Origin of the sequence: Buttiauxella noackiae (assembly GCF_000737905.1) — a bacterium.
Taxonomy (GTDB): domain Bacteria; phylum Pseudomonadota; class Gammaproteobacteria; order Enterobacterales; family Enterobacteriaceae; genus Buttiauxella; species Buttiauxella noackiae.
Map to the genome: position 1 here is coordinate 1,596,127 of NZ_JPRU01000001.1, position 24,932 is coordinate 1,621,058.

Below are 24,932 nucleotides of genomic sequence, written 5' to 3' on the forward strand. Positions count from 1 at the left end.
AAATAGTTTTACAAAAATGGCGATGCAAACCAGGTCACTCGGTGGGATGATACCCCGCTTTGAGCGCCGCATTGCCGAATTGTCAGTAAAGCTGCCCCATTATGGGTATCATGCGGGCTAAATCGAACACACTCTACTTTTCCCAGGGGGAACACTTGCAGGGTAAAGAATTTCAAGATTTCATCGTCGATAAAATTGACGACCTCAAAGGCCAGGATATCGTTGCTATAGATGTTCAGGGTAAATCAAGCATCACTGATTGCATGGTTATCTGTACCGGTACTTCTAACCGCCACGTTATGTCTATCGCTGAGCACGTTGTAGAAGAGTCCCGCAAAGCCGGTTTTGATGCATTAGGCGTGAAAGGCGTGAACGCAACCGACTGGGTTGTTGTTGACCTTGGCGAAGTTATCGTCCATGTGATGCAAGAAGAAAGCCGCCAGCTTTACGAATTGGAAAAACTCTGGGGTTAATGAGTGAAGCTGCAATTAGTAGCAGTTGGCACCAAAATGCCTGACTGGGTGCAAACCGGCTTTACCGAGTACCTGCGTCGTTTTCCCAAGGATATGCCATTCGAACTGGTAGAAATTCCTGCGGGAAAACGCAGCAAAAATGCCGATATCAAGCGCATTCTCGAAAAAGAAGGCGAAATGATGTTGGCAGCGGCCGGCAAGGGCAACCGAATTGTCACGCTGGATATCCCGGGGCAACCTTGGGATACGCCGCACCTTGCCGTGCAGCTTGAACGCTGGAAACAGGATGGTAGAGATGTCAGCTTGCTGATTGGCGGCCCGGAAGGACTTGCTCCAGCATGCAAAGCTGCTGCAGAGCAAAGCTGGTCACTGTCCAATCTGACAATGCCGCATCCTTTAGTTCGGGTGCTGGTAGCGGAAAGTCTCTACCGTGCGTGGAGCATTACGACCAACCACCCTTATCACCGTGAGTAGATATCGTCAGGTAGAACAAAGCTGCGGATGAAATTACAGAATTCTTTTCGTGACTATACAGCTGAGTCTGCGCTTTTTGTGCGCCGGGCGCTGGTCGCGTTTCTTGGTATTTTGGCACTAAGCGGTGTGCTTGTTGCCAACCTTTATAATTTACAAATCGTCCGTTTCACTGACTACCAGACTCGCTCGAATGAAAACCGCATAAAGCTGGTCCCTATTCCGCCTAGCCGCGGCATTATCTACGATCGCAACGGCACACCACTCGCACTCAACCGCACCATTTACCAGGTGGAAATGATGCCGGAAAAAGTGGACGACGTGCAGGCAACGCTTGAAGCGTTACGCTCAGTCGTAGATTTAACTGATGACGATATTGCCAACTTTAAGAAAGAGCGAGCACGCTCTCATCGCTTCACCTCTATTCCGGTCAAAACCAACCTCACCGAAGTTCAGGTCGCACGTTTTGCCGTCAATCAGTACCGCTTCCCGGGGGTTGAGGTTAAGGGCTATAAACGCCGTTACTATCCGTATGGCTCAGCACTGACACATGTCATTGGCTACGTTTCCAAAATTAACGATAAAGACGTTGAACGCCTTGATAAAGACGGCAAGCTGGCAAACTACGCCTCAACACATGATATCGGTAAGCTTGGTATTGAACGTTATTACGAAGATGTCTTGCATGGCCAGACCGGTTATGAAGAAGTTGAAGTAAACAACCGTGGCCGTGTGATTCGCCAGCTCAAGGAAGTACCACCACAAGCCGGGCACGATATCTATCTGACTATCGACCTTAAGCTTCAGAATTACATTGAAACCTTATTAGCAGGAAGCCGCGCAGCAGTTGTGGTCACCGACCCACGCACCGGCGGCATTCTGGCGCTTGTTTCGATGCCAAGTTACAACCCGAACTTGTTCGTTGATGGCATCTCAAGCAAAGACTATTCCGGTTTGCTCAATGACCCGAACACGCCGCTTATCAACCGTGCAACGCAAGGGGTTTACCCTCCTGCTTCCACGGTGAAACCGTATATGGCAGTGTCCGCGTTAAGTGCCGGGGTGATCACCCGCAATACTTCCCTCTTTGACCCAGGCTGGTGGCAGTTACCTGGTTCTGAAAAGCGTTATCGTGACTGGAAAAAATGGGGCCACGGCCGCCTGAACGTGACCAAAGCGCTTGAAGAATCCGCAGATACCTATTTCTATCAGGTCGCTTACGACATGGGTATCGACCGTATGGGCGAGTGGATGCGTAAGTTTGGCTACGGGCACTATACCGGTATCGATCTTTCGGAAGAGAGGTCAGGTAACATGCCAACCCGTGAGTGGAAATTGAAGCGCTTTAAAAAGCCGTGGTATCAGGGTGACACTATTCCAGTCGGTATCGGCCAGGGCTACTGGACCGCGACACCGATTCAAATGAGCAAAGCAATGATGATCCTGATTAACGATGGCATCGTGCGCGTTCCTCATTTCCTGATGAGCACGGTTGAGAATGGTAAGCAAGTTCCGTGGCAGCAGCCGGTACAGCCTCCTGTAGGCGATATCCACTCTGGTTTTTGGGAAATTGCTAAAGACGGGATGTATGGCGTAGCCAACCGCCCTAACGGTACAGCTCATAAATATTTTGCCAATGCGCCTTATAAAATTGCGGCAAAATCAGGGACGGCCCAGGTCTTTGGCCTGAAAGCTAATGAAACTTATAACGCCCATAAAATCGCTGAACGCTTACGCGATCATAAATTGATGACTGCGTTCGCCCCTTACGATAATCCACAGGTTTCCGTCACCATGATTCTGGAAAACGGCGGCGCAGGCCCCGCTGTAGGCACCATCATGCGCCAGATCCTCGACCACATTATGCTTGGGGATAACAATACGGTACTGCCTACTGAAGTACCCGCACCACCGGGGGCTGAGGACCAATGACCATGACTGATAATCCAAATAAAAAGTCGTTCTGGGATAAAATCCACATCGACCCGCTCTTCATTGTGACCATTCTGGCGCTGCTTATCTTTAGTGCGCTGGTAATCTGGAGCGCCAGTGGTCAGGACATGGACATGATGGAGCGCAAAATTGGCCAGATCCTGATGGGACTGGTTGTGATGATCGTGATGGCGCAAATCCCGCCTCGCGTGTACGAAGGCTGGGCTCCTTATCTGTATATTGTCTGCATAATATTATTGGTGGCAGTGGATGCATTTGGAGCGATATCCAAAGGTGCACAACGCTGGCTTGACCTCGGTATTGTGCGTTTCCAGCCGTCTGAAATCGCAAAAATTGCCGTGCCGCTGATGGTCGCGCGCTTTATTAACCGCGATGTCTGCCCACCTACACTGAAGAATACCGGCATCGCGCTGATACTCATTTTCATGCCGACGCTGCTGGTTGCCGCTCAACCCGATCTGGGAACGTCTATTCTCATTGCCGCATCAGGACTGTTCGTGCTGTTCTTATCCGGTATGAGCTGGAAACTTATCGGTGTTGCCGTGTTGTTGGTCGCCGCCTTCATTCCGATTCTATGGTTCTTCCTGATGCACGATTACCAACGTGCACGCGTGATGATGCTGCTTGATCCGGAAAGTGATCCTCTCGGTGCGGGCTATCATATTATTCAGTCTAAAATTGCTATTGGTTCTGGCGGGTTACGTGGCAAGGGTTGGCTACACGGAACACAGTCGCAACTTGAATTTTTACCCGAACGCCACACTGACTTTATCTTTGCAGTACTTGCCGAGGAGCTAGGCTTGGTAGGTGTTCTGGTATTACTGGCGCTCTATCTATTGCTTATCATGCGCGGTCTTATCATTGCCGCTCGTGCTCAGACCACATTTGGTCGAGTAATGGCTGGTGGGCTAATGTTGATTTTATTCGTATATGTGTTTGTTAACATTGGTATGGTTAGTGGTATCTTACCGGTGGTCGGCGTACCTTTGCCGCTGGTGAGCTACGGGGGCTCGGCCCTGATCGTTCTGATGGCCGGGTTTGGTATCGTGATGTCGATACATACCCACAGAAAAATGTTATCAAAAAGCGTGTAAGTGGATGAGGTGCGTAATGGTTAAGCGTTGGCTTGGGATCTGTGTCGTTGCTGCAATACTGGCTGGCTGCTCGTCTGATGATGGTGATCAACAACAGGTAAACCAGCAACCGCAACCGGCGGTGTGTAATGGCCCGACGGTTGAGATAAGCGGCGCGGAACCGCGCTTTGAACCGTTGAGTCCTTCGGCTAATCAGGATTACGAAAATAACGGTAAACGCTATAAAATCGTGCAGAATCCGGCAAACTTTAGCCAGGCAGGTTTTGCCGCTATTTATGATGCGGAACCCGGTAGCAACCTGACTGCATCGGGCGAGCCATTTGATGCGACTGCTCTGACTGCTGCCCATCCAACACTTCCTATTCCAAGCTATGCGCGTATCACGAACCTCGCAAATGGGCGCATGATTGTCGTGCGTATTAACGATCGTGGTCCTTATGGTAATGATCGTGTCATTTCGTTATCACGCGCCGCAGCCGACCGTTTGAACAACTCAAACAACACCAAAGTACGTATCGATCCAATTATTGTTGCCCAGGATGGTTCCATGTCCGGGCCTGGTACTGTGTGTACGACTGTTGCCAAACAGACCTACATCCTCCCCCCTCGTCCTGATTTAAGCGGTGGAATGGGCAGTGCCTCTTCTGGAATGCCAGTGGAAGCTCCGCAAGGTGAGGTACGCGCTATTAGCAACTCCTCGCTGAAAAGTGAAGACACTACCGGAGCTCCGGTTAATAGCAGTGGTTTCTTAGGTGCTGCAACTCCCCTGGCCCCCGGCGTGATTGAAAATGACCAGCCAGAAGTTGCCGCGGCTCCTGCAGTAGCAGCAACACCAGTTCAAACTGCAGCACCTGTGCAACAAAATGCACCAGTTACAGCACCTGGTTCGGTTCAGGGTAGCGTGCAGACAGCTGCTCCAGTCGCTACAGCTTCCGGGCGTTATGTCGTTCAGGTGGGAGCAGTCAGCGATCAGACTCGTGCAACTCAGTGGCAGCAAAAACTTAGCCAGCAATTTGGCGTGCCGGGCAAGGTTTCCAGTAATGGTGCTATGTTCCGTGTACAGCTTGGGCCATTTAGCACTCGGAACGAAGCGGCCGCTATGCAGCAACGTCTAATGAGCGAAGCCCAGCAACAATCTTTCATCACTAACGCACCCGCTATGTAAGTGGTTGTGTCTGGCATTCGTCGTGCGTCAATTAATGTAAATTCCATTAACAATTGATGCGCAAAGACGGATGCCAGCAAAAATCGCTTTTGCTATAGTAAGGCACTTTTTTTATTCCCATCATGGATGTCGTTGTTCTAATCATGAATACAGCCCCTTCTTTTCGTTTTGTTAAACGCCTGGCGCTCACTACGGCCCTCACTCTTTCGGGGATGGCTGTCGCACACGCTGACGACCTGAACATTAAAACCATGATCCCAGGCGTCCCGCAGATTGATGCGGAAGCGTACATCCTGATCGATTACAACTCCGGTAAAGTACTGGCTGAGTCTAATGCTGATACTCGTCGTGATCCTGCGAGCCTGACCAAAATGATGACCAGCTACGTCATCGGTCAAGCGATGAAAGCCGGTAAATTTAACGAAAGCTCGATTGTGACTGTTGGCCAGGATGCATGGGCGACCGGCAACCCGGTATTTAAAGGTTCATCTTTGATGTTCCTGAAACCAGGCATGCAGGTGCCGGTATCACAACTGATTCGCGGTATTAACCTGCAATCAGGTAACGATGCATGTGTTGCAATGGCCGATTTTGTGGCCGGAAGCCAGGATGCATTTGTTGGCCTGATGAATAGCTATGTTTCCGCTCTGGGCCTGAAAAATACCCATTTCGGGACCGTACACGGTCTCGATGCCGAAGGCCAATTCAGCTCAGCGCGTGATATGGCGTTGATTGGCCAGGCGTTGATTCGCGATGTGCCGAACGAATACGCTATCTACAAAGAGAAAGAGTTCACCTTCAACAATATCCGCCAGACAAACCGTAACGGCTTGCTGTGGGATACCAGCCTGCAAGTTGATGGCATCAAAACAGGTCATACCGATGCTGCAGGTTACAACCTGGTGGCCTCTGCAACTGAAGGTCAGATGCGTCTGATTTCTGCAGTGCTTGGTGGACGTACGTACAAAGGCCGTGAAACCGAAAGCAAAAAACTGCTGACCTGGGGCTTCCGTTTCTTTGAAACTGTCTCGCCACTGAAAGCCGGTAAAGAATTTGCCTCAGAACCAGCCTGGTTTGGTGATAACGATCGTGCATCACTCGGGGTTGATAAAGACGTTTATCTGACAATCCCTCGTGGGCGCATGAAAGATCTGAAAGCGAGCTATGTACTTAACACCACGGAACTGCATGCACCGCTGCAGAAAAACCAGGTTGTTGGTACCATCAATTTCCAACTCGATGGAAAAACTATTGAGCAACGCCCGCTGGTTGTTCTTCAGGAAATGCCAGAAGGTAATTTCTTCAGTCGTATCATTGATTACATCAAACTGACATTCCACCATTGGTTTGGTTAATTATTGAACACTTGAAAGAATAGAAGTCGTCCCCATATACTATGAATCAAAGCAACTCCTGCCCCTGTTGGCGGGAGTTATCATTTTTAATGCCGTAACGCTGGAGCTACCATGAAAACCAATCTGAAAGAATTGCTCGAATTCCCGACTCCCTTTACTTACAAAGTGATGGGTTTGGCGAAACCCGAGCTGGTTGATTTGGTCATTGAGGTGGTGCAGCGCCACGCACCTGGTGACTACACCCCACAGGTTAAACCGAGCAGCAAAGGTAATTACCATTCTGTATCGGTCACTATCAAAGCGACTCACATTGAGCAAGTTGAGACCCTGTACGAAGAGCTTGGCAAGATCGAAATCGTTCGTATGGTGCTGTAATTTGTAACCTGCCCGGCCAACAGGCCGGGTACTGCTTTTTGTCCCAGTGATATATACTCCCTCATCTTTCTAACCTGCCGGAGACGATGTTTTGTCTCAAGATACTATTCAAATTCGCCAACTAGGCCTGCAACCCTACGAACCCATTTCTCAGGCGATGCATGATTTTACCGATACCCGTGATGAAACGACTGCCGATGAAATTTGGCTGGTAGAACACGAGCGTGTCTTTACGCAAGGCCAGGCAGGTAAAGCGGAACACGTGCTCGTTCCTGGTGATATTCCCGTGATTCAAAGCGACCGCGGCGGCCAGGTCACTTATCATGGACCAGGCCAGCAAGTGATGTACGTGTTGCTTAATCTTAAGCGTCGTAAGCTCGGCGTTCGGGAACTGGTCACCATTCTTGAGCAAACCGTGGTCAATACCCTTGCAGAATTACAGATAGAAGCTTATCCACGCGCGGATGCTCCAGGTGTCTATGTTGATGGACGTAAGATTTGCTCGCTGGGTTTACGTATACGTAAGGGTTGTTCATTCCACGGGCTGGCATTGAATATTGATATGGATCTCAGCCCTTTTCTGCGAATCAACCCTTGCGGATATGCAGGTCTTGAGATGACGCAGGTCAGTTCATTACGCGCTGGTACGGCACTTGAAGATGTTCAACCATTGCTCATCAATAAATTCATCGAGCTACTGAATAATCCGCCAGTTAAATACATACCTGCTTAATATTTATTGTTCTGATAACTGCATCCTTTACGAATTCCTGGGTGCGTAGTCACATCGACCTCCCGGCGGTTACTATGAGGTCGATTTGCTAATTGTTAACCTTGCAAAGCGCACAATCCAACAACTCATTTACAATTCTTTCCCCATTTACTGCTCTGTCAGGCTAATTTATTCCTTTCAGTGATGATATACTTCGGTCGCTATTAAAAAATAGTTGATAAATAAAACATTCGATTAGCCTGATTTTTTTCAGCAACTGGAACACGTACGATATGAGTAAACCTATTGTAATGGAACGCGGCGTCAAGTACCGCGACGCCGATAAAATGGCTCTGATCCCGGTTAAAAACGTGGTGACGGAGCGCCAGGAGCTGTTAAGAAAACCAGAATGGATGAAGATCAAACTTCCATCTGATTCGACCCGCATTCAGGGTATCAAAGCGGCAATGCGTAAAAATGGTCTGCACTCTGTGTGTGAAGAAGCTTCCTGCCCTAACCTGGCGGAATGTTTCAACCACGGAACAGCAACCTTTATGATCCTGGGTGCGATTTGCACTCGCCGCTGCCCATTCTGCGATGTGGCTCATGGTCGCCCGGTTGCACCTGACGCCAATGAGCCAGGCAAACTAGCGCAAACTATCGCTGACATGGCATTACGTTATGTCGTTATCACGTCTGTTGACCGTGATGACCTGCGCGACGGTGGAGCTCAACATTTTGCTGATTGCATAAGCGCAATTCGCGAAAAAAATCCGACCATCAAAATCGAAACATTAGTGCCAGATTTCCGTGGCCGAATGGACAAAGCGCTAGAAATCCTCACCGCAACGCCGCCAGATGTGTTCAACCATAACCTGGAAAACGTGCCGCGTATTTATCGCAAAGTACGTCCTGGTGCTGACTACAACTGGTCGCTGAAACTGCTGGAGCGTTTTAAAGAAGCGCATCCTGATATCCCAACCAAATCAGGGTTGATGGTAGGTTTAGGCGAAACGAATGCAGAGATTGTGGAAGTAATGCGTGACCTACGTCGCCACGGTGTCACAATGTTAACGCTGGGCCAATATTTACAGCCAAGCCGCCATCACTTACCAGTGCAACGTTATGTGAGCCCTGACGAGTTTGAAGAGATGAAAGCAGAAGCGCTGGCTATGGGCTTTACCCATGCAGCTTGCGGCCCATTTGTTCGCTCTTCATACCATGCAGACTTACAAGCTAAAGGTATGGAAGTTAAATAACGATGTAACAAATCGTTACCTTTAATTTGCTACGTGCATAAAAAAACCGGCCAAAACAATGCCGGTTTTTTTATATCTGGTCGAAAGCTGCTTTATGATCAGTCTTTGTGAGTAATACGGTCAGCTGTTGTATCCGTATTGCTGGCAGACTTAGCGCTGGTCTCATCTTCATTCATGGCTTTCTTGAAGCCCTTGATTGCCGCGCCCAGATCGCCACCCAGGGTGCGCAACTTCTTGGTGCCAAATAACAAAACAATCAGCGCACCGACCACCAACAACTTTGTAATACTAATCTCACCCATAACAACCTTCTTTAATCATGCGTGCCGTGGATACGGCGAACAATACACTGAGACAATTAACGGTCATTTTCGCGTGCGATACAATAGAAACCTGTAACAAGTTGAATCAAGATCGAGTTAAAAACCATCATAACAACCTGGGTACGCCAAACCGGCGGTTTTTCAAGACGGGTAGCATCGCTCTTACTTCAGTTAAGTACTCGCCCTCCAACTCAGCATAAATCAAAGCCGGTCGCTGATTTGCCGCCGCAATGACAACACCGAGTGGATCCACCACTCGACTATGACCAATATTTTTATTACCACATTCACCTGATGCCACAACATAACATGTGGTATCAAGCGCACGAGCAGCCAGTAGCGTTGACCAATGCATCTCTTTATTTGGACCACGTAACCACGCTGCAGGTAAGACTAAAACATCAGCGCCCGCTAAAGCCAGACTCAAAGCCATCTCTGGAAATCGCAGATCGTAGCATGTCATTAATCCCACTTTAAAACCCGCGACCTCAATTAATGGTGGTAATACATCACCTGCATCAACCAGGCGCGATTCTTGTACATTAAACGCATCATAGAGATGAAGTTTCTGATAACGAGCTATCACCTTGCCGCCACGAATTGCCAGCAAAGTATTTGCCGCACGACCCACCGTGGTTTTGATATGCAATGTCAGTATGGTTGTCAGATTATCATTACGACTCTGCTCGCAAAGCCTATCGATAAACTCATCGTTCATGGTTTGCGCTGATTTCACTGATAAATCGGGGTCGCTATCATCTCGTGCCAGGACTGCTTCGGGTAATACCAGTAATTGAGCCCCTGTAGCTCGCGCTTGCGCCATCAACGCCAGACAGGTTTGTACGTTTTCCTGCCACACTTTACTCACCGCAAACTGCCCTACTGCAACTTTCATTGTCATCTCTCAAAAGGCTGCGAATAATTTCAGTATACCGGGTGTGAAACTTCCCGTGCTGACGTTACACTCAAACACTTTAAAAATAAGAACGAACAGGAAACTATCGTGTTGCAGATGCTTTTAGCCGTGTTTATTGGCGGAGGAACGGGAAGTGTTGTGCGCTGGTTATTGAGTATGAAGCTCAACCCGGCACATGCGGCGATTCCCGTCGGGACGTTGACAGCAAACCTTGTCGGCGCGTTTATCATCGGACTGGGGCTGGCTGTGTTTACCAGAATGACTCACCTTGACCCTGTCTGGAAACTTTTAATCACCACAGGTTTTTGCGGAGGCCTTACCACGTTTTCGACTTTCTCGGCAGAAGTTGTTTTCTTACTACAGGATGGGCGTCTGGCCTGGGCTGGATTGAATATGCTGCTTAATCTCGCAGGTTCGCTCACCATGACGGCCATCGCATTTTGGTTAGTTTCTTTAGCCTACAGTCATTGATTCAAGCCACGTTAAGGTTAGCTTAATTTTTGTCTGCCACTCTGGATAAAAATAAGGGTGAGGCAAACTGATGAAAGAACGTGTTGCTGGATGGACAGCGGTGCTGATTAGCACGCTTATTGTGGTGTGCTTTGTGAAAATTTATCTTTTTTCCTGAATTTAAAGCAAAAAAAACCCGCCTTGGCGGGTTTTTATATTCTGCTGGTAAAGCCTTAGATAGGCATTACGTTTGCAGCAGATGGGCCTTTGGCACCGTTAGTGATTTCAAACTCAACGCGCTGACCTTCAGCCAAGGTTTTGAAACCATTGCTCTGGATTGCAGAGAAGTGTACGAACACGTCTTTGCTACCATCTTCCGGAGTAATGAAGCCAAAGCCTTTTGACTCGTTAAACCACTTAACGTTACCTTTAATCTTAGACATCTAAATTACCTTTACATGAAAAACGACACAAATGCTGTGTCGGACATCAGTACACCAATTGTGATGGATTTTGTCCAGCCCAGAATTGCTAAAAAGTGATAAAAATTACTACCTCTTTTAAAAACTGTGCGGCAGTCCGTATTTTTGAATACCAGTCAGCCCAAATACGCCATTTGTATGATTCCAGACTACCCATTTGAATCATTTCAGACTGCTACGGCCCTTCAGAATTGGAAGCGTAACCAGGCAAAGTAAACGTTACCGTTGTTGTACGTTCCGGGAATATAAGTCATCTGGAACGTTGCCGGTCCATAACCTACGGATGCCAAAGGTAAAATCACAGGAATGGGAATATAGTTCCAGTTATCACGCGCTGTTGCCCCCAGCGTATAGCCCAAACCAAGACGGAAGTTATCATCCGTCAACGGACGCCAGATCTTCTCCCATCCATAGCCACCAATTGGTTCCCATTTGTTAAAGGAATCCTTGAACGCCATCAGATACAAACCATGCCAGTTGCCACTTTCATCCCAACGTATTTGCCCAAACCCAATACCCCAGGGACGTTCGTTATAGCGATCTGTTTTTTCTTTATCGTATGCAAAACGTGCATGCCAGGTTATTGCAGGCACATACAAATCATAATGTTGCGGTTCATTCCAGGTTTGTGAAACATTATCAGACAAAGTATTCCAGGCGTCACCTAATACACTATTTTGGCTCGCCATTGCAGCAGGCAACACCATTAATGGTGATACAAAAATAATAAAAGAAAAGATGATTTTATTTGTTAGAGTCACATTGATTTCCACATCAAAATTCAATATACAGCCTAACAAATTATATATTAACAAAAGCTAAATAAGTCTGTGGCTAATTCCTAAAAACAGCCATTAACGCCTATTTAACCATCAACCCCTATTGTTTCCTTAATCTAAAACAATAGGGGTAACCAACTATTATTTATGCTTTTTTAGTAATACATACATTGCAGGGATGACCAACATCGATAGCAATGGGGCAGTAATCATGCCGCCAATCATCGGGGCCGCTATACGACGCATCACTTCTGATCCAGTGCCATCACCCCACATAATCGGCAACAAACCCGCCATTATCGTCGCTACCGTCATCACTTTTGGCCTGACACGCAGCACAGCGCCCTCATGAAGGGCACGCATTAACATGGGTTTTCCTCCTTGTGGATCTAGCATTTTATGCCTTGCAATCGCTTGATTTAAATAAAGCACCATTATTACGCCAAATTCAGCTGCTACTCCTGCCAATGCAATAAAGCCCACAGCCCCCGCAACGGATAAATTATATCCCAGCAAATAGAGTAACCAGACACCGCCAATGAGTGAGAATGGTAAAGTCCCCATTATTAACAGTGCATCACTTACACGCGAGAATGTTACATAAAGCAAGACAAAAATAATAATCAGGGTGAAAGGTAAGACTATTTTTAATTTGGCGCTTGCGCGTTCTAAATATTCAAATTGACCAGACCAGGATAATGAAACACCATCAGGTAATTTCACCTGTTGGGAAACAGCACGTTGCATATCTTCCACTGCCGATTTTAAATCGCGTCCGCGTAAGTCTACATAAACCCAATTAGATAAACGGGCATTTTCACTCTTCAACATTGGTGGGCCATCAGTAATACTGATGTCAGCCAATTCAGAAAGTGCAATCTGGCTGCCATTTGCGGTAATTACCGGCAAATTTTGTAATTTCTGGACGTTGTCACGTATTTCGCGTGGGTAGCGAATATTGATGGGATAGCGTTCACGTCCTTCAATCGTTTCACCGATATTCTGTCCACCAATCACCGTTGCAACCAATGACTGTAGCTCTTTGACTGATACCCCGTAGCGCGCCGCTTTCAGCCTGTCGATATTAATATCAACATAGCGCCCGCCACCGAGTCGTTCCGCAAGAGCTGATGTAACACCGGGAACTTGCTTCACCACTCGTTCGATTTGCTCAGCCACCTGCTCAATGGCAGCAATATTATTGCCATTGACTTTAATGCCTACCGGGCTTTTGATACCTGTCGCCAACATATCCAGGCGGTTACGGATAGGTGGCACCCAAACGTTAGCAATACCCGGAACTTTCACCACGTTATCGAGTTCGCTAACCAGCTTATCCATCGTCATTCCTGGCCGCCATTGATCGCGCGGTTTAAAACGAATAGTGGTCTCGATCATGGTCAGCGGTGCAGGATCGGTTGCAGTATCTGCGCGCCCGGCTTTACCAAATACCGTCGCCACTTCAGGCACGGTTTTGATTAAGCGGTCTGTCTGTTGCAGTAAACGTCCTGCTTCACGTGCGGAAATACCCGGTAGCGTTGATGGCATGTACAGCAAATCACCTTCATCAAGCGGCGGCATAAACTCACTTCCAAGTCGGCTCAACGGCCATAACGTCGCCAGTAATACTAACCCTGCCACCAGCAGCGTAGTTTTCGGGCGCGCCAGCACTTTATCCAATAGTGGTTCATAGGCGGCAATCAGCCAACGGTTGATTGGGTTAGCCTTCTCATCAGGAATTTTTCCACGAATGAAATAGCCCATAAGCACGGGTACCAGCGTGATGCCCAGCCCCGCAGCCACAGCCATCGCGTAGGTTTTGGTAAACGCCAGCGGCGAGAACATGCGCCCTTCTTGTGCTTCAAGGGAAAACACCGGAATAAAGGAGAGTGTGATGATCAGTAAACTGCAGAATAATGCTGGCCCCACTTCTACCGCGGCTTGCTCAGAGATCCGCCAATAATCAGCACCAGAAGGCTGCTTATCAGGATTGTCGTGCCGCCACTGCTCCAGCACTTTGTGCATGTTTTCAATCATTACGATCGCAGCATCAACCATTGCCCCAATAGCAATCGCTATTCCACCCAACGACATAATGTTGGCGTTCACTCCCTGGTAGTGCATGACAATAAACGCGCCCAGAATCCCCAATGGCAAGGTTATCATCGCCACAAGTGCAGAACGGAAATGGAACAAGAAGAGTGCACAGATAATCGCCACTACGATAAACTCTTCCAGCAACTTGTGAGAGAGCGTTTCAATAGCATTTTCAATCAGATGAGAACGGTCATACACCGGAATGATTTCGACACCCACAGGCAAACTCTTCTGAATTTGCTGTAGCTTCGCTTTTACCCCATTAATTGTGTCCAGCGCATTCTTGCCATAGCGCATGACAATAATGCCGCCCGCAACCTCACCTTCACCATTAAATTCCGCCACGCCACGACGAATTTCAGGCCCCATACGCAACGTTGCTACATCGCTCAACAGCACTGGCACGCCTTCACGCGTGGTGATCACTACCTGTTTAAAATCATTCAGATTCTTCAGGTAACCTGCGGTGCGCACCATGTATTCGGCTTCGCCCATTTCGATAACCGAACCGCCACCTTCCTGGTTAGCACTTTGCACCGCACTAATAACTTGTTCGTGTGTAATGTTCAGCGCCCGCATACGCTGCGGATCGAGAACAATTTGGTATTGTCGAACCATGCCGCCTACGCTTGCCACTTCAGAAACATTCGGCACAGTTTTGAGCTCAAATTTAAGCGTCCAGTCTTGAAGGGCGCGTAAATCTGCGAGGCTGTGTTTGCCAGTTCTATCCACCAGCGCATATTCATAAACCCAACCCACTCCCGTCGCATCCGGCCCTAACGAGGCTTTGGCTTCAGGAGGTAACTGTGACTGAACCTGGCTTAAATACTCCAGAACCCGCGAGCGCGCCCAGTACGGATCGGTGCCATCTTCAAACAAAATGTAGACATATGAGTCACCAAACATCGAAAAACCGCGCACAGTTTTCGCGCCTGGTACCGAAAGCATGGTAGTGGTCAGCGGATAAGTGACCTGATCTTCAACCACTTGAGGCGCTTTGCCTGGGTAATTGATACGAATGATCACCTGTACGTCGGAGAGATCTGGCAGCGCATCCAACGGTGCGCGTTGCAGCGACCAAATTCCCCACACCGCCATCATGATCGCCGCAAGCAACACCAGCAGCCGATTTTTAAGTGACCAGCGAATAACGGCGGCAATCATTTCATTACCCCCGCCATCGGCATCAGATGAGTGATCACCGCGCCATGTTCGTCATCCATTGTGAAACTGAACATCACGCTATCCCCAACCTTCACACCCTGCGCGTCAGCGGCCGATTTCAGTGCAAAATCCATAGTCATCGCTCCCCATTTCAATGCAGCAATGGGTTTGTGCGAAAGGGTAACAGCATCATCAGTAATCTCTTTCACCACCGCCTCGCCCTGATATTCAGGGGTTGCAGTAATGGCTGCGTTCTCCTGTGGCAATGCGCTACGAAGGCTTGCTTCGGAATCAATCAGGAACTGCCCGGAGGTCACAACTTTATCGCCCTCTTTCAATCCTTGTTTAATCTCAACCCAGCCATTTTGCGCCGTCCCAACCACTACGTTCACCGGGTTGAAATGGCCATTGTCCTGCGCGACTAATACCCGGCTATTGCTCCCCGTTTCAATCATCGCTTCTTCAGGAATAGCCAGCACTGGCGGGAGATTAGGCTGCTTCGCCAGTTTCACATTAAGGTACATCCCAGGCTTGAGCTTCATTTGCGGGTTATCCAACACGATGCGCGCTTTCAGCGTTCGGGTAGTCGTTTCCATATTGGGTAACAACTCACTCACACGCCCATGGAAAACCTCACCAGGCCAGCTATCACTTGCTGCCTGAATCTCACTCCCCACTTGCAGTACCTGGGCCTGAGTTTGCGGGTAATCAATCACAATCCACACAGATTCGAGGCTGGCAATTTCAAACAAAGGCGCTGTTGCCGCAACCTGCGCGCCCTCGCGAGTATCGAGCTTGTTAATGTAGCCATCTTGTTTAGCACGCACCGTCACACGCGTTTGCGGTTTCACGGTTTTCTCCACCTGGCGAATAATTTCCGCTGGCATGAACTGGAGTTGTAGACGTTCTCGTGCGGCGGCACTTAATGCGCTGTCTCCCAAACGACGCACCGCCAGATACTCTTGCTGTGCCGCCGTCCATTCAGGTATCCACAGCTGTGCAAGTGGTTCACCCGCTTTCACAAATTGCTGCGGCGCATTAACAAACAACTTCTCAACGACGCCATTAGCACTGGCCGGAATAATCTGCACGCTGCGTTCGTCCGTAGACACTGTAGCAAAAGCATCAAATTGATATTCCAGCACTTTCTTCTCAACCAACGCAGTTTTGATTCCCAGATTTTGTTGTTGGCGAGCACTCACCGTCACACCACCATCTTCGGTAGTTTCATCGGCATAACGTGGGACTAAATCCATATCCATAAACGGCGATTTACCCGGCTTATCAAAGCGCTGCCCCGGTGTCATCGGGTCATACCAATAAAGAACTTTTCGTTCAGGCTGAACAGATTGTGTCGTTGAGGTGGAGTCGCTTTGTTTACCCACGTAATACCCGGCGCCAAGTGACGCCGCGATAGTGAGCGCTAACAATGAAATTCTCGTTATGGTGTTCATTATTGGTTATTTTCCTGTGGCGTCAGGTAGCGAATGGCGGCCCAGGTTTCAGCCACATTTTTTTCTGCGCTATGCGCGGCCAGTTCTGTATCAAGCAGAGTACGGCGAGCATTGAGTAAGTCGGAGAGGGTCGATTGCCCGGAACGGTATTGTGCTTCAACCAGTGAGAGGCGCTGGCGTTGCAGAGGTAATATTTCATCTTGCTGGCGCAGCCAGAGTGTTTGGGCAGCCTGATACTGCGCTACCAGTGTGCGCACCAGGGCTATACGTTCGCGATTTGACAATGCCAACTGGTCGTTAGCTTCCATGGTTCGGGACATATCTGCCGCCAGGTCTTTATCCTGACGTTGCGATTTAAACATGGGTAAATCGACGGTAAACATCACACCAGCCATATCATCGTAATCATCCGCACGATGAGCATAGAAAACCTCAACACCGACGTTCGGTTTCGCCGCCACAGCGGATTGCGCTGAACGCGCTTTGGCAACATCGGCCTCGCGTGCCGCTTCAATCACTTCCGGATGCTGCCCGACATTTTGTTCCAGTACTGCCGGGTCCGCAGGCAAACGCTGATAACGCGGCAACGTACCACTAGTGTTATCAATCTGTTCGCCCGTCAATTGCAGCAAACGCGTCTGGGCCAGGACCACATCACGCTGTGCAAGCGTTACTTTGTCCTGCATCCCTAAGAGGGTCATGCGAATATCTACAACACTGGATGCCGGTGAACTTCCACTGGCAACCGTCGCTTTCTGCACATCGACTTGACGCTCAGTTTCGTCCACCAGTTTTTGCGCAGTCGCCAACACTTTTTGCGATAACGCCAAATCAAGCCAGGCCTGAGCCGTCGTTCTTTGTAATGTCGTCCGAATCACCTCGGCTTTGGCCGCACTGCTGGCGGATTGAGCCAGAATAGTTTCGGCTTTACGGTCGCGCTTATCTTCGCTGACGTACTCCTGCATGATGCCAATACGCTGCATGGTCATGCCTTCGCGCGTAAAGCGATGGCTGTTACTGCCCTGCACCGGGACATTTTCAATACCAAATTTCAATTTAGGGTCGGGTAATTCACGGGCAGAATCCGCCATCGCATTCAGCGCATCGCTCTGATTACGGTTGGCAGAAAGTTCCGCGGAATAGTTTTCAGCAGCGTTCAGGGTCTGTTGCAGGCTGAGCTCTGCCGCATTTGCGGCAGAGACAGACACAGCAAACAGCACCCCGCCGAGCCACAAGCTCAGGGAATGTTGTCTCATGATGGCCTCAGTTACTTAGTCGGGGTAACCGAAGCGATTTTGTAGCCTTCAGACTGCTGGCTAAACGTGAAGTCAACCGTTTCACCTGCTTTGACTACCGGCAATGCTCCCGCTTCAGGCATGCTGAAGGTCATGGTCATTGCAGGCCAATTAAGCGCTGCGATAGGTTTATGGGCGATGGAAATAGAATCGGCGGTGACTTTCTTGACCACACCGTGGCCGTGGTAAACCTCGGCAGCCATCGGCTGAGACATCGACATCTCATGAGACATATCGTGAGATGCGGCGTGAGCCACGGTAAAGAAAGCAGATACAGACAGCGCAACGGCTGTGAAGAAACGTGCAGAAATAGCAGACATAAAAATCTCCAGAACTAAAGTCAAAGGACGGCGAAATGCCAATCTGCCTTTGTCTTTCAAGTTACAGGTGCGTTAGCTGCCTTCCTGCATCTTGAAATTCATAGGCATGAACCAGGACCGTGCTGGAGTTATTCTCTAAAACGACAAAACCGTATTGTGGCCGGAGGGCCAGTTGCAGGTGGAGTTACCAAGGAAACCGAGGTAATCGTTTCAGTACATTCGGGGATCACTAAGGCGAGAGTATTGGTCACCGGTAATGCGGCCAAAGAAATGTAGCCGTTATCTTTTTGCATCACATCTGGAATACAGTGTTTATCACACAGTGTTCCTTTCGCTTTCACCATATCCCAATGGTTTTTCATCAGCATATGTTCGCTATGCTGAACGGAAAGGGATGATGCGCTAATTTCTACCGGGCAGTCATGCGATGCCACTGCGACCTGACTGTTGATAAACAGCCAGCCAAACGCCAACAGCAGCATCAAAAGATGCTTTCTGAGGAAGCGTAAATGGCTTGTCGACCAGAAAGTGGATTGCAACTTGGTTACCCCAAAATATACGAGGCGGCAGTATAAGCATTAGACCTTTTTATTTTAAAGCGATTTTTGGTTGTTTTACATTTGCCATTTTAATTAACAATTTCATAATAATTAATCAAATTAACTACCCCCATATGGCTATTTATAAAACAATTAGTGGTACAAATAAATAACGCTATTCAATAAGTAAATGTCATAATTGCAAAGCTGCCTGCAAATGTGTCATGGCAGAGATACGAAGCTTAGTAAATTTGATGCTCATCAGAAATCTGCTCGAATGATTCAGGCAGATTGGCACCGTTTTCACCGACGACTGCAAAGCGTCTTATTTTTTATTTTCAGGCATGGCGTTGCGCTCAGGTACTACTCACTCCCTTCAATGGGTAAAGATGCCGAACGCGACAGGGGACTCAAATGCTAACTACTCTTGAACTACTAATTGGGGTTGTGGTTATTGTCGGTGTAGCTCGCTACATCATCAAGGGCTACTCCGCCACCGGCGTATTATTCGTCGGTGGTTTAACGTTACTGATTATAAGTGCTCTGATGGGCCACAAGGTTTTACCTGGCAATGCTGAAAGCACTGGGTACACCGCAACCGATATCGTTGAATATGTCAAAATCCTCCTGATGAGCCGTGGTGGCGATCTGGGCATGATGATCATGATGCTGTGCGGTTTTGCAGCTTACATGACACATATCGGCGCCAATGACATGGTGGTTAAGCTTGCGTCTAAGCCACTGAAATTAATCAACTCACCATACATTTTGATGATCGCCGCTTATTTCGTGGCTTGTCTGATGTCACTGGCGGTTTCATCTGCAACCGGCCTGGGTGTGTTGTTGATGGCAACGTTGTTCCCGGTCATGGTGAACGTGGGGATTAGTCGTGGGGCAGCGGCAGCAATTTGTGCTTCTCCTGCAGCAATTATCCTGTCCCCAACTTCTGGCGACGTAGTGCTAGCGGCAAAAGCTGCTGAAATGTCTTTGGTTGATTTTGCCTTTAAAACCACCGTGCCAATTTCTATCGCTGCCATTATTGCCATGGCGATTGCCCACTTCTTCTGGCAACGCTACCTGGATAAAAAAGAAAACGTCAGCCACGAAATGCTCGATGTCAGCGAAATCCAGACTACTGCACCTTCTTTCTATGCCATTTTGCCATTTACACCAATTATCGGCGTGCTAATTTTCGACGGCAAATGGGGTCCACAACTGCATATCATCTCTATTTTGGTGATCTGTATTCTCATTGCCGCGGTGATTGAATTCTTCCGCAGCTTCAAAGCGCAGACCGTCTTTTCCGGCCTGGAAGTTTGCTACCGCGGGATGGCTGATGCCTTCGCAAACGTCGTTATGCTGTTGGTTGCTGCGGGTGTGTTTGCACAAGGTCTTAGCACCATTGGCTTTATCCAGAGCCTGATATCGATTGCCACATCGTTCGGTTCAGCAAGTATCATTCTGATGCTGGTGCTGGTCGTTCTCACCATGCTGGCAGCAATGACTACAGGTTCCGGTAACGCACCGTTCTATGCCTTTGTTGAGATGATACCAAAACTGGCTCACTCATCCGGTATTAACCCTGCATACCTGGCGATTCCTATGCTGCAAGCCTCCAACCTTGGTCGCACAATTTCTCCAGTTTCCGGAGTGGTGGTTGCAGTTGCAGGTATGGCAAAAATATCTCCATTCGAAGTGGTAAAACGCACCTCAGTTCCCGTTGCTGTTGGTCTGATTGTCGTGATTATCGCCACCGAAATTCTTGTGCCTTCTGCAGCTATTCTGCCTTAATCTTTAGCTTTGCAATAAGCGCCTCAGTGAGGCGCTTTTTTTATGCTTAAATAAAGCGACTTCTGGAAGCCCAAGCGAGAAAACGATGAAATTGATGTGGCAAAACACGCTAATCCTGACTTCCCTACTGGCCACAAGCCATCTGTTACAAGCGGAAGAACTCGCCGCCAAACAGTACGCCGATTTCGACCGTTACGTGCTGGCTCTGTCCTGGCAAACAGGGTTTTGCCAGAGTATGCATGAGCGTAACCGCAACGAACCTGTCGAATGTAAAACGCAGCAAGAACAAAATGACAAGCGCACTTTCTTAACCGTGCACGGCCTGTGGCCAGGTTTACCAAAATCGGTCGCGGCACGAGGCGTGGATGAAAAACGGTGGATGCGCTATGGCTGTTCAACCCGCCCGGTGCCCAACATGGCCGAAGTTCGCGGTTCGCAAAAATGCCAGGCACCAGCACCTGCGTTATCAACAGATATCGCCAGCAAACTCGCGGGCGTCATGCCAGGGGCTGGAGGCCAGTCGTGCCTTGATCGCTATGAGTTCGCAAAACATGGCGCGTGTTTTGGTTTTAACCCCAACGCCTATTTCGGAACTATGGTTCGCCTGAACCATGAATTTAAAGAAAGTGCTTTTGGTGAATTTTTGGCAACAAACTACGGCAAAGTTGTCACGCGCAAAGCGTTCAACAAAGCGCTGGAGAAGAGCTGGGGAAATGATGCGGTGAAGGCGGTAAAACTGACCTGTAACGGAAACCCGGCATACCTGACGGAAATGCAAATCTCGCTGGATGCTACAAAAATTAATGGCCCGCTTAATGAAAGCTCGTTTGCCACACAAAGAAATCCAGGCAACTGCGCGAAGCAGTTTCGCCTGGATGCTGTAGGTTATTGATCGTTAAGCAACGTGTGGTTGTTTAGCCGATTCATCTGCGACTGGCTTACCCTTATCAGGAGTCAGATCGCAGTTCTTTGGTAGCGTCAGGGTTATCAGTGCTGCGATCACCAATGAACCGGCCAGGGCGCAGACTGCCATGTTCTGCCCGTAGAGATAAATCATCATCCCCACCAGCCATGGCCCACAGAAGCCCCCCAGATTGCCTAAACCGTTAATCACACCACGTGCCCCGCCGGCAACCTCTGGAGAGGCAATTCGCCCCGGAATCGACCAGAACGGACTCGTTGCCGCCTTGAGGAAGAACCCGCACACCACTAACGCAATGTAGGCTGCGATAATGTTATGACGTAAAACTACCGATGCCAGCAATGCCGCTGCAAAGCACAATAGTGAAATCATCACCCACAGCCGGCGTTTACCTGTTTTATCGCTGAGCATCGAAATGACATAGATACCGATAATCGTTGCGACAAACGGCACGATTGCCAGCAGCCCAACACCCGCCATATTCGCGCCGGTCAGATTTTTGAGGATTGTCGGCAACCACAGCGTGTAGCCGTAATCACCGGTTTGGTAGAAAAAGTTAAGCGCCACCAGCTTCATTAGACTGCTATTACGAAATACGTCGCGCAACGGTGCATTACTTACCGGCTGTTTCAGACTTCGCGCCTGACGGTCACTTTCCAGTTCTGCCAGCAGGTATTCCCGTTCTGCAGCGGGCAACCAACGCGCTTCTTGGGGGCGGTCACTGATCAGCACCCACCACACCGCCAACACCACAATCGACAGCAAACCTTCGATGATAAACAGCCAGCGCCAGTCCAGACTCTGAATAATCGCACCAGATATTGGGGCGGTAACCATGCCGCCGATGGGCGCGAACATCATGACAAAAGCATTAGCTCGCCCAATTTCACGGTCCGGGAACCAGTTACTGATCATCGTCAGCACGACTGGCAGCATTCCGCCTTCGGCAACACCGAGCACAAAGCGCAGAACTAAGACCTGATAATGGTTGGTGACAAAACCTGTGGCGACGGACACGATAGCCCATGCCACCAGCGACCAGGCAATAAAGCGTTTACCGCTGCCGTTTACAGCCGCACGCCCACCGGGGATCTGCAAAAAAAGATAGCCGATGAAAAATATGCCGCTGGTGAGGCCCGCCATTTGGCTGGTAATACCTAAATCGGCTTCCATTCCGCCGGGGAGTGCAAAACTAATATTCACCCGATCCATAAAGGAAATAATGCAGGCGATTAAAATAGGCGCAACCACACGCCACCAACGAGTGCCGGGTATTTTCTTTTCCATGGTATTGTTCCGTGACAATAAAAGTCATTGCCCTTTTATCAAGGGCGCCGGTAATTTTAATTCATGCGATGTGGCAATATCTGTCCATTAAAATAAGCCTGAACATTTTCAAATACGATATTACTCATACGCTGACGGGTTTCATGGGTTGCGCTGGCGACGTGGGGCTGTAATACCACATTATCCATCTCAATAAGCGCGGAAGGGACATTAGGTTCATTAGCAAAAACGTCCAGACCGGCACCGGAAATATCACCATTTTGCAAAGCGGTAATTAAATCCTGCTCATTGATAATGCTGCCGCGAGCGATATTAATGACCAACGCATGTTTAGGTAATGCCTCGAATACTTGCCGATTCACAATGCCATGGCTTGCCTTGCCACCCGATACCGCAACAATAAAAAAGTCACTATTGCTGGCCAGACTTAAAACATCTTCACACCAGTGATACGGCAGTGAGCTATCCACTTTGCGATCGGTGTAATAAATTTCCATATCAAATCCGCTGGCACGACGGGCGATGGCACGGCCAATATTTCCCATCCCAAAAATACCGATACGTTTACAACTCACCTGAGTTGCCAATGCGGAGCTTTCCTTGAGCCAGCGCCCTTCTCGTACGAAGCGGTCACCCTGGCACAGTTGGCGAGCACTACTCAACAACAAACCGAAAGCCAGGTCAGCGACATCATCAGTGAGCGCCCCGGCAGTAATGGTCACCGCAATATCCCTGCGGCGAGCATATTCCAGATCCACCGCGTCAGTGCCGACGCCAAAAATGGCAATCACGCCGACCTGAGGCAGATTTTCCAGCACGGCGGTAGTCACGCCGATATCACCCCGCGTTACAACAGCACCAATTTGCGCGCCGTTATCAGCAAGCCAGGCCACAGCGTCAGACTGCTGGTAAAGGCGATGAACGGTGTAATGAGTATCCAGTTGCTGCTGAAGTGCATCCATCACTGGAGCAATAAGTAATACGTGTTGGGTAGGTTGCGACATGGTTCCCCCGGTTAAGTCAGCTAAGTCAATATTTCTGCTTAACATCAAAGCCTTTTTAAGCGCAGGGTTTTGCGACACAGGTCACGCCAATTCATGTTAGAAAACCGTGTTACCGTTAGCGTGATCGCTTCAGCATTTAAGCGACTAAAGTGTGCCGCCAAGAGATAAGCGATAGTGCAAATCGACTTGTTCAATCGTTGGTTGTTTATTGATTTTTTTCAATAAAATTTCTGTGGCGACTTTCCCTATCTCAAAGCGTGGCGTGACAACACTGGCAAGTTTTGGAACCGTAACCTGGCCGATTTCAAGACCGTGAAAACCCGCAATTCCCATCTGTTCCGGCACACGAATGTTGGCAGCCTGGCATTCTTGTAACACCCCTGCTGCGAGATCGTCATTAGTACATAAAATACCGTCCATATCCGGGTACATCTGGCGCGCCATCGCCATCATTCCAGTACCCATACTTACGGAAGAAACTTTATTTGGCATCAGCCGACCGTCAGCCAAACCCGCATCCGACATGGCTTTACAATAACCTTCATACCGCTTGATATCACGTACATCGGCCATCGAACCTAAATAGATAATCCGCTTCTTGCCGCTGGCAATCAGCATATTGGTCATATCAAACCCGGCACGGAAGTTATCAAAGCCGACATTAATGCGCCCGCTACCAGGCACCAGGTCCATCACTTCAGCCACAGGGATTCCGGCAGCACTTAGATACTTCTCGGTCCGCAACGTATGCACGGTTTCCGTCAGAATCAGCCCCGCGACGTTAAAACCCAGCACTGTGGCAATTTGTTCTTCTTCACGCTCGCGGTCGTAATCGTAATTAACCACCAACGTCTGGTAACCCATCGGCTTTGTTACGGATTCGATACCTGCCAGTAAATCGGCAAAAATCTGGTTATTAAATGAGGGAATAATAACGCCGATTCGCGGCTGCATATTGCTTGCCAGCGCCCTGTTTTCAGGGTCAGGCATATAATTGACTTCCGCCATAACTTCAGCAATTCGGGCGGCAGTTTCCGGGGCTACTTTATCCGGTGTGCGCAAATAACGGCTGACGGTCATTTTTGTCACCCCCGCAAGGGCGGCAATGTCCTGCAATGTAATGCGCTGGTACTTCATCTGGTTTTCCTGATAACCCGCGGGAAAAGGATTATGCCTCGCATCCTTAACAAAAGAAAAGCTACCACACTTCACACTCCAGGTATCATGCGGGCGTAACACCATTCGCAGTGAT

At 48.9% G+C, this 24,932-nt stretch carries 24 protein-coding genes; 12 read left to right on the top strand and 12 right to left on the bottom strand.

Annotated elements, in window-relative coordinates; genetic code table 11:
• The first annotated feature begins 155 nt into the window (after window positions 1-155).
• The 9 genes from rsfS (at window position 156) to lipA (ending at window position 8,857) form a co-directional block, all read left to right on the top strand.
• A complete protein-coding gene (gene rsfS, locus IX31_RS07345) occupies window positions 156-473 on the top strand; it encodes a ribosome silencing factor (protein ID WP_034456713.1) in 318 nt (105 codons plus the stop codon).
• A 3-nt stretch (window positions 474-476) separates the two neighbouring features.
• The gene (rlmH, locus tag IX31_RS07350; RefSeq protein ID WP_034456714.1) at window positions 477-947 is read left to right on the top strand and encodes a 23S rRNA (pseudouridine(1915)-N(3))-methyltransferase RlmH; all 471 of its coding nucleotides are present in this window, start codon (window positions 477-479) and stop codon (window positions 945-947) included.
• A 27-nt stretch (window positions 948-974) separates the two neighbouring features.
• Window positions 975-2,876, top strand: coding sequence for a peptidoglycan DD-transpeptidase MrdA (mrdA, locus tag IX31_RS07355; protein WP_034456716.1), 1,902 nt, complete (start codon window positions 975-977; stop codon window positions 2,874-2,876).
• Between the two features lie 2 nt (window positions 2,877-2,878).
• Window positions 2,879-3,991 (top strand): peptidoglycan glycosyltransferase MrdB, encoded by a 1,113-nt coding sequence (gene mrdB / locus IX31_RS07360; protein ID WP_034456718.1) that lies wholly within the window; start codon window positions 2,879-2,881, stop codon window positions 3,989-3,991.
• A gap of 16 nt (window positions 3,992-4,007) precedes the next feature.
• Window positions 4,008-5,156 (top strand): endolytic peptidoglycan transglycosylase RlpA, encoded by a 1,149-nt coding sequence (rlpA, locus tag IX31_RS07365; RefSeq protein WP_034456719.1) that lies wholly within the window; start codon window positions 4,008-4,010, stop codon window positions 5,154-5,156.
• Window positions 5,157-5,299: 143 nt separating this feature from the next.
• A complete protein-coding gene (gene dacA / locus IX31_RS07370) occupies window positions 5,300-6,511 on the top strand; it encodes a D-alanyl-D-alanine carboxypeptidase DacA (RefSeq protein WP_034457229.1) in 1,212 nt (403 codons plus the stop codon).
• A gap of 111 nt (window positions 6,512-6,622) precedes the next feature.
• A complete protein-coding gene (gene ybeD, locus IX31_RS07375) occupies window positions 6,623-6,886 on the top strand; it encodes a DUF493 family protein YbeD (RefSeq protein ID WP_034456720.1) in 264 nt (87 codons plus the stop codon).
• Between the two features lie 91 nt (window positions 6,887-6,977).
• Window positions 6,978-7,619 (top strand): lipoyl(octanoyl) transferase LipB, encoded by a 642-nt coding sequence (gene lipB, locus IX31_RS07380; protein ID WP_034456721.1) that lies wholly within the window; start codon window positions 6,978-6,980, stop codon window positions 7,617-7,619.
• 272 nt (window positions 7,620-7,891) lie between these two features.
• Complete coding sequence (gene lipA / locus IX31_RS07385; RefSeq protein WP_034456722.1) at window positions 7,892-8,857, top strand: lipoyl synthase; 966 nt, start codon at window positions 7,892-7,894, stop codon at window positions 8,855-8,857.
• Window positions 8,858-8,955: 98 nt separating this feature from the next.
• Here lipA and tatE read toward each other — a convergent pair whose 3' ends face one another.
• Both tatE and IX31_RS07395 read right to left on the bottom strand, forming a co-directional pair.
• Complete coding sequence (gene tatE, locus IX31_RS07390) at window positions 8,956-9,159, bottom strand: twin-arginine translocase subunit TatE (protein ID WP_034456723.1); 204 nt, start codon at window positions 9,157-9,159, stop codon at window positions 8,956-8,958.
• 127 nt (window positions 9,160-9,286) lie between these two features.
• Window positions 9,287-10,075, bottom strand: a complete 789-nt coding sequence (locus tag IX31_RS07395; RefSeq protein ID WP_034456724.1) for a deaminated glutathione amidase — start codon at window positions 10,073-10,075, stop codon at window positions 9,287-9,289.
• 108 nt (window positions 10,076-10,183) lie between these two features.
• Between IX31_RS07395 and crcB the strand changes: the two genes are divergently transcribed.
• Window positions 10,184-10,567 carry a fluoride efflux transporter CrcB gene (gene crcB, locus IX31_RS07400; RefSeq protein WP_034456725.1) on the top strand — a complete coding sequence of 128 codons (384 nt, stop codon included), beginning with the start codon at window positions 10,184-10,186 and terminating at the stop codon, window positions 10,565-10,567.
• Between the two features lie 212 nt (window positions 10,568-10,779).
• Here crcB and cspE read toward each other — a convergent pair whose 3' ends face one another.
• The 7 genes from cspE to IX31_RS07435 form a co-directional block, all read right to left on the bottom strand.
• Window positions 10,780-10,989, bottom strand: coding sequence for a transcription antiterminator/RNA stability regulator CspE (cspE, locus tag IX31_RS07405; protein ID WP_004100146.1), 210 nt, complete (start codon window positions 10,987-10,989; stop codon window positions 10,780-10,782).
• 224 nt (window positions 10,990-11,213) lie between these two features.
• Window positions 11,214-11,771, bottom strand: a complete 558-nt coding sequence (pagP, locus tag IX31_RS07410) for a lipid IV(A) palmitoyltransferase PagP (protein WP_277813398.1) — start codon at window positions 11,769-11,771, stop codon at window positions 11,214-11,216.
• Window positions 11,772-11,948: 177 nt separating this feature from the next.
• Window positions 11,949-15,068 carry an efflux RND transporter permease subunit gene (locus IX31_RS07415; RefSeq protein WP_034456727.1) on the bottom strand — a complete coding sequence of 1,040 codons (3,120 nt, stop codon included), beginning with the start codon at window positions 15,066-15,068 and terminating at the stop codon, window positions 11,949-11,951.
• Window positions 15,065-16,522, bottom strand: a complete 1,458-nt coding sequence (locus IX31_RS07420) for an efflux RND transporter periplasmic adaptor subunit (RefSeq protein ID WP_034456728.1) — start codon at window positions 16,520-16,522, stop codon at window positions 15,065-15,067. Before IX31_RS07420 ends, IX31_RS07415 begins: the two co-directional genes overlap by 4 nt.
• Window positions 16,522-17,778, bottom strand: a complete 1,257-nt coding sequence (locus IX31_RS07425) for a TolC family protein (protein WP_034456729.1) — start codon at window positions 17,776-17,778, stop codon at window positions 16,522-16,524. Before IX31_RS07425 ends, IX31_RS07420 begins: the two co-directional genes overlap by 1 nt.
• 11 nt (window positions 17,779-17,789) lie before the next feature.
• The gene (locus IX31_RS07430; protein WP_051880582.1) at window positions 17,790-18,137 is read right to left on the bottom strand and encodes a copper-binding protein; all 348 of its coding nucleotides are present in this window, start codon (window positions 18,135-18,137) and stop codon (window positions 17,790-17,792) included.
• A gap of 128 nt (window positions 18,138-18,265) precedes the next feature.
• Entirely contained in the window at window positions 18,266-18,619 is a 354-nt protein-coding gene (locus IX31_RS07435) for a hypothetical protein (RefSeq protein ID WP_051880584.1), read from the bottom strand.
• A 471-nt stretch (window positions 18,620-19,090) separates the two neighbouring features.
• On the opposite strand from IX31_RS07435, the gene dcuC reads away from it, so the two are divergent.
• Window positions 19,091-20,467 (top strand): anaerobic C4-dicarboxylate transporter DcuC, encoded by a 1,377-nt coding sequence (gene dcuC, locus IX31_RS07440; RefSeq protein WP_034456731.1) that lies wholly within the window; start codon window positions 19,091-19,093, stop codon window positions 20,465-20,467.
• Window positions 20,468-20,552: 85 nt separating this feature from the next.
• Entirely contained in the window at window positions 20,553-21,359 is an 807-nt protein-coding gene (gene rna, locus IX31_RS07445; RefSeq protein WP_034456732.1) for a ribonuclease I, read from the top strand.
• 3 nt (window positions 21,360-21,362) lie between these two features.
• Here the strand turns inward: rna and IX31_RS07450 are convergent, their stop codons facing one another.
• From IX31_RS07450 to IX31_RS07460, 3 genes are all read right to left on the bottom strand, one after another.
• Entirely contained in the window at window positions 21,363-22,676 is a 1,314-nt protein-coding gene (locus tag IX31_RS07450) for an MFS transporter (protein WP_034456734.1), read from the bottom strand.
• 56 nt (window positions 22,677-22,732) lie between these two features.
• Window positions 22,733-23,680, bottom strand: a complete 948-nt coding sequence (locus IX31_RS07455; protein ID WP_034456736.1) for a 2-hydroxyacid dehydrogenase — start codon at window positions 23,678-23,680, stop codon at window positions 22,733-22,735.
• A 144-nt stretch (window positions 23,681-23,824) separates the two neighbouring features.
• Window positions 23,825-24,817 carry a LacI family DNA-binding transcriptional regulator gene (locus IX31_RS07460; protein ID WP_034456738.1) on the bottom strand — a complete coding sequence of 331 codons (993 nt, stop codon included), beginning with the start codon at window positions 24,815-24,817 and terminating at the stop codon, window positions 23,825-23,827.
• Between the last annotated feature and the right edge of the window lie 115 nt (window positions 24,818-24,932).